General features: G+C 68.3%; 4 protein-coding genes. All 4 read right to left on the minus strand.

Translation table 11 applies throughout. The annotated features are described in order from the left end of the window. Positions 1–53: 53 nt before the first annotated feature. Positions 54–1,427, minus strand: a complete 1,374-nt coding sequence (locus tag ACFXAZ_RS35405; protein ID WP_384599793.1) for an alpha-amylase family protein — start codon at positions 1,425–1,427, stop codon at positions 54–56. A gap of 124 nt (positions 1,428–1,551) precedes the next feature. Beyond that, positions 1,552–3,210, minus strand: a complete 1,659-nt coding sequence (locus tag ACFXAZ_RS35410) for a glycoside hydrolase family 13 protein (RefSeq protein WP_384599796.1) — start codon at positions 3,208–3,210, stop codon at positions 1,552–1,554. 113 nt (positions 3,211–3,323) lie between these two features. Beyond that, a complete protein-coding gene (locus ACFXAZ_RS35415) occupies positions 3,324–4,235 on the minus strand; it encodes a sugar ABC transporter permease (RefSeq protein WP_384599799.1) in 912 nt (303 codons plus the stop codon). A 13-nt stretch (positions 4,236–4,248) separates the two neighbouring features. Further along, positions 4,249–5,253 (minus strand): carbohydrate ABC transporter permease, encoded by a 1,005-nt coding sequence (locus tag ACFXAZ_RS35420; protein ID WP_384599802.1) that lies wholly within the window; start codon positions 5,251–5,253, stop codon positions 4,249–4,251. Positions 5,254–5,407: the final 154 nt, after the last annotated feature.

Here is a 5,407-nt window from a genome sequence, read left to right on the forward strand (position 1 = left end):
GACAGTCCACCCCTCCGGATGTGCGGCCCGCCCGCGCTTTCATGAACAATTGCTCAGCAGCTGCTCTTTCCCGCATAAACAGAGAGTGCGGTATTCGAAGCGAGTGTCGCCGTGAGCTGACCGGAGCCATTCACGGTCACCGTCGTATTGTTCTGCACATTGCAGTACGGGCCGGCCGGGAGTGAGGTCTGATAGGTGCGGGTGAGGGCGGTGGATTCATGGTTGATGGCCACGAACCCCTTGGTGCCCCGGCCGAAAGCGATGGCGTCGGCGCCGTTGTCCCACCAGTTGGTGACGGCCTCGCCGCGCGTGGTGTTGCGGAAGGCGACCATGCGCTGGATCTCCGGCCAGGCGTGCTGGCACTTCCAGCCGTCCTGATAGCAGGCGGTGACCTGACCGCCGCTGGGCGGCCCGGTGTCGATGTTCGTGAACTCGTAGCCGGAGTTGATGTCGGGGGCGCCGTACGGCCAGGCCAGCATGAAGACATTGGCCAGGGTGTAATTCGCGCCGTCCTTGTAGCTGAGGGTGGAGCCGTTGCGCTCGGTGTCGTGGTTGTCGACGAAGACACCCGACACCCCGCTGCTCATATAGCCCCAGCCCTCGCCGTAGTTCTTCAGATAGGCGAGGTTCTCGTTGTTGAAGACCCGCTTGAGGTCGTAGGCGTAGCGGAACTCCTGGACGTCCCCGTTTCCGGTGTACTCGGTCGGCTGGACGGCCTCCCCGGCGCCGTGGATGACCTCCTGTTTCCAGTACACCGACGGGTTGGTCAGCCGGGACTTGATGTTCGCGAGGTCGGCGGCCGGCATGTGCTTGGCGGCGTCGACCCGGAAGCCGTCGACGCCGAGGGACAGCAGGTCGTTCAGGTAGGCGGCGATGTCGGCGCGGACGTTCTCCTCGCCGGTGTCCAGGTCGGCCAGGCCGAGCAGCTCGCACTGCTGGACGTTCCAGCGGTCCTGGTAGTTGGTGATCTGCGCGGTGCAGTTGTCGAAGTCGGCCGACGCGTACAGCCCGGGGTAGTTGTACTTGGTGTACGTCGAGCCACCGGTGCCGGTCCCGGCGCCCGCCGACATGTGGTTGATGACGGTGTCGACCACGACCTTCACACCGGCCGTGTGACAGGTGTTCACCATGTTCTGGAACGCGGTGCGGTCACCGAGCCGCCCGGCGATCCTGTAGCTGACGGGCTGGTACGACGTCCACCACTGGGCGCCGGTTATGTGCTCGGCGGGCGGGGAGACCTGGACGTAGCCGTAGCCCGCGGGGCCCAGGCGGCTGGTGCACTCGGCGGCGACCGAGGCGAACTTCCACTCGAAGAGGACGGCGGTGACGTCCTTGGTGCCGGGCGGGGAGGCATTCGCCGTACCGGGTGCGAGGAAGACTCCGGCCGCCGCGAGCACCAGCGCGCCGGAAACGATTCTGCTGGCCATGTGGGGGTTCCTTCATCGTTGAAGGGTCTTGCTGCAAGTCGTCAAAATTTCTTGCAGTGGGGAGATGGTAGAGGCCCGCAGCCCAAAAGGGCAGCGGGCCGACGAAAGTTGTTGAGGGACGAAATTACCGAGCCGTGCCGAACCACACCGTGGTGTCGCCCGGCACCTTCGTCTCGCCGTCCGCCTCGCCCACCTCACCGCTGGTGAGCAGCAGCGGCCCGTGGGCGGGCACGGTCACCGACTCCCCGGTGGTGTTCGCGACGCACACGAACTCGCCGCGCCGGAAGGCCAGTACGCCCTCGGGCGCCCGCAGCCACTCCACCGCGTCGCCCGCGCCCAGGTCGCGCCGGGCCCGGCGCACGGCCAGGGCCTCGCGGTACAGCTCCAGCGTCGAGCCCGCGACCCCGCTCTGCGCCTCGACGCTCAGCTCGCCCCACCCCTGCGGCTGCGGCAGCCAACTGCCCCCGCCGCCGAAGCCGTACGCCGATCCGGTACGGGTCCATGGGATCGGCACCCGGCAGCCGTCCCGGAAGCCGTCCTGGCCCGCGCCCCGGAAGTACGCCGGGTCCTGGCGCACCTCGTCGGGCAGGTCCACGACGTCCGGCAGGCCCAGTTCCTCGCCCTGGTAGACGTACGCCGAGCCGGGCAGCGCGAGCATCAGCAGGGTGGCGGCGCGGGCCCGTCTCAGGCCGAGGTCGCGATCACCGGCCGTACGGATCTGGGTGCCGAGGCCGGGCGGGTTGGCGAACCGGGTGGCGTGCCGGGTGACGTCATGGTTGGAGAGCACCCAGGTGGCCGGGGCGCCGACCGGGCGCATGGCGGCGAGGGTCGCGTCGATGACCGTACGGAGTTCCGCGGCGTCCCAATCCGTGCTCAGGTACTGGAAGTTGAACGCCTGGTGGAGTTCGTCCGGGCGGACGTAGTTGGCGGTGCGCTCGACGGTCGGGGTCCAGGCTTCCGCGACGAAGATCCGTTCCCCGGCGTACTCGTCAAGGACGATTCGCCACTGCCGGTACACGTCGTGCACGCCGTCCTGGTCGAAGAACGGCATGACATCGTTGCCCAGCAGCGTCAGCTGGTTGTGGGATCCAAGGTCGGGCAGGCCCTCCGCCTTCACCAGGCCGTGGGCCACATCGATGCGGAAGCCGTCGACGCCCATGTCCAGCCAGAACCGCAGGATCGAGCGGAACTCGTCGCCGACCGCCGGGTGTTCCCAGTTGAAGTCGGGCTGCTCGGGCGCGAAGAGGTGCAGGTACCACTCGCCGTCGGGCACCCGCGTCCAGGCCGGGCCGCCGAAGATGGACTCCCAGTCGTTGGGCGGCAGTTCGCCGTCCGCGCCCTTGCCGGGGCGGAAGTGGTAGCGGTCGCGCGACGGCGAGCCGGGCCCTTCGGCGAGCGCCCGCTTGAACCACTCGTGCCGGTCGGAGGAATGGTTGGGCACCAGGTCGACGATGATCCGCAGGCCGTGCGCGTGCGCGTCGCGGATCAGGGCGTCCGCGTCCAGCAGCGAACCGAACATCGGGTCGACGGCCCGGTAGTCGGCGACGTCGTACCCGGCGTCGGCCTGCGGCGAGGAGTAGAAGGGGCTGAGCCACACCGCGTCCACGCCGAGGTCGCGCAGATACGGCAGACGGGACCGTACGCCTTCCAGGTCACCCATGCCGTCGCCGTCGCTGTCGGCGAAGCTGCGCGGATAGACCTGGTAGATCACCGCGTCCCGCCACCAGTCCCGGTGCTGGGCGGCGGCGACGGCGGCGTGCGGCGCTGAGGAATGCTGGGTCATGGCTTCCTTGATGCGTAACGGATTGATGCGTAACGGATTGATCTGTGGCGGATTGATGTGTGGCGATTGATGCGTGACGGATTCCTGGGACGGGTACGGCGGTCGGGGTGGCGTCACCCCTTGGTGCCACCGGACGTGAGCCCCGTGACCAGGTTCTTCTGTACGAAGTAGAAGAACGCGGACACCGGGATCGCGATCAGCACGGCCGTCGCCGCCATCAGGTTGCGCTGGGCGTCGTGCTCGCTGACGAAGCTCTGCAACCCCACGGCGAACGTGTACTTCTCGTCGTCCAGCAGGAACGTCGTGGCGAAGGCGACCTCGCCGAACGCGGTGATGAAGCTGTAGAACGCGGCGACCGCGAGTCCGGGCCGGGCCAGCGGCAGGACCAGGCGCAGGAAGGTGCCGAAGGGCGAGAGCCCGTCGACACGCCCGGCCTCGTCGATCTCGAAGGGGATGGTGTCGAAGTACCCCTTCATCAGCCAGGCGCAGTACGGCACGGCGGTCGAGCAGTACACCAGGATGAGGCCGAGGTAGGTGTCGATCAGCTGGAGTTCGGACAGCAGCTGGTACATCGGCACCATGAGGACGGCGACCGGGAACATCTGGGTGACCAGCAGCACCCACATGAACTTGCGGTAGCCGGGGAAGCGCATCCGGGACACCGCGTAGCCGGTGCTGGCGGCGATGATCACGCCGATCAGGGTGGTGCCGAGGGAGACGATCAGCGAACTCTTCAGCCAGTCGAAGAAGTTGGTCTCCGTCAGGACATGGCTGTAGTTGGCGAAGGTCATCTTCGACCAGATGCCGCCGGGGTGGAGATAGTCGTCCGCGTCCGGGCCCAGCGACAGGAAGACCAGCCAGGCGACCGGGAACAGCGCGATGAGGCTGGCCATGGTCAGCACGCCGTGCGAGGCGAGGGCCTGGAGGGGTCCGGGCTCGCCGCGTCGGCGGGAGGCGGGGCGCGCGGGGGCGGGAGCGGGGGCCGGGTTCGTTCCGGCGGACTTCTGGACGGTCGGGGTGCTCATGGTGGCTCCTGCCTCAGATCGCGAGCTGCTGGTCATTGCGGTTCAGCCAGCGGCGGTAGACGGAGGTGAAGACGATCAGGATGGCCAGCAGCAGCATCCCGTAGGCGGCGGACTGCGCGAAGTCGCGCGGCTGCTGCCCGAAGCCGAGCTGATAGGCCCAGGTGACGAGGATCTGCGCGTCCGGCGCGGTGTTGCCGAACAGCAGGAAGATCACCGCGAACTGGTTGAACGTCCAGATCACCCCGAGCAGGACGACGGTGGAGCTGACCGAGCGCAGGCCGGGCAGGGTGACGTACCAGAACCGCTGCCAGGCGCTCGCGCCGTCCATCTCGGCGGCCTCGTACAGGGTGTTGTCGATGGACTGGAGGCCGCCGAGCAGGGAGACCATCATGAACGGGACACCGCACCAGGTGTTGACCATGATGGCGGCGAACCGCTGCCAGAAGGTGTCCTCCAGCCAGGCCGGGGTGGGCAGGCCCAGGCTGTCCAGGCCCATGTTGATGATGCCGCCGTCGGCGAGCATGAACCGCCAGCCGAAGACGGTCACGAAGGTCGGCACGGCCCAGGGCAGCACCATCAGCAGCCGGTACAGGGTGCGTCCGCGCAGCTTCTGGTCGAGCAGCAGGGCGAGGCCGAGGCCGATGGAGTAGTGCAGGAAGACACAGGCGGCCGTCCAGACGATGGTCCAGACGAAGTGGGACCAGAAGCGGTCGTAGGCGGTCTCGCCCCACAGGATGTCGGCGTAGTTGTCGAACCCGATGAACCGGTACGTCGCCTCGATCTCGTTGACGCCGATGGTGCGGCCGGTGTTGAGGCTGTTGGCGTCGGTGAGGGTGAGGTAGAAGCCGTAGGCGAGCGGATACAGCACGAGGACGCCCAGCACGACGATCACCGGGGTGATCATCGCGTAGGCGTACCAGTACTTCTGGTAGCTGCGCCGCAGACGCCCGGCCGGTCCTGGCCGGGGTGGGCGCTCACCGAGCCGCTTGCCGGTGGCTCGGTCGATGGCGACTGTCATGGTGCGGCACCTTCTGGAAGATCAGGGGGGAGCCCGGCCCCGCGTGCGGGGTCGGTGGCGCGCGGGGCGGGGGGGCGGGCGGGCGCCCCCCGCGGGGGGGGGGGGGCGGCCGCGCGCCGGGTCAGGGATGATGGCGGGGCGCGCTAGGGGTGGC

It is taken from the genome of Streptomyces sp. NPDC059477 (assembly GCF_042749375.1).
GTDB lineage: Bacteria > Actinomycetota > Actinomycetes > Streptomycetales > Streptomycetaceae > Streptomyces.

Bases quoted from the DNA above. Each gene is read 5' to 3' on its own strand.
- ACFXAZ_RS35415 (WP_384599799.1), bottom strand. From the start codon at position 4,235: ATGAGCACCCCGACCGTCCAGAAGTCCGCCGGAACGAACCCGGCCCCC.
- ACFXAZ_RS35420 (WP_384599802.1), bottom strand. From the start codon at position 5,253: ATGACAGTCGCCATCGACCGAGCCACCGGCAAGCGGCTCGGTGAGCGC.
- ACFXAZ_RS35405 (WP_384599793.1), bottom strand. From the start codon at position 1,427: ATGGCCAGCAGAATCGTTTCCGGCGCGCTGGTGCTCGCGGCGGCCGGA.
- ACFXAZ_RS35410 (WP_384599796.1), bottom strand. From the start codon at position 3,210: ATGACCCAGCATTCCTCAGCGCCGCACGCCGCCGTCGCCGCCGCCCAG.